This window comes from Sulfuricella sp. T08, from assembly GCF_000971475.1.
Taxonomy (GTDB): Bacteria; Pseudomonadota; Gammaproteobacteria; order Burkholderiales; family Sulfuricellaceae; genus Sulfuricella.
The window spans coordinates 1-205 of the sequence record NZ_DF967580.1 but is presented as its reverse complement, the minus strand read 5'-3'; the positions used below and the strand labels follow the sequence as shown (position 1 = coordinate 205).

Genomic DNA, 205 nt, shown 5'->3' with positions numbered 1-205 from the left:
CGTTCAGAGTAACGGCGCACCGGCCAAGCCGCGAGCAAGCTCAGCATCAGCAACGCATGCTGAAATGTGTGTCCGGTCAGGGTAGAGCTTGAGAGGGTTCCGCCGGGATAGAGGAGGTGATCTTCGACCACGGTAAGGCGCATCTGTTGGAGGTTCAGCGCTACCACTGCTTCGCCGCGGTTGTCCTGAATCCCCAGGCTCAGGA

Annotated in this window: 1 protein-coding gene; it reads right to left on the bottom strand. The window is 60.0% G+C overall.

Features of this window, described 5'->3' with window-relative positions; translation table 11 throughout:
- Window positions 1-205, bottom strand: a 205-nt coding sequence (locus tag SCT_RS17355) for a hypothetical protein (protein ID WP_159107922.1), incomplete at both ends; no start/stop codon positions are given.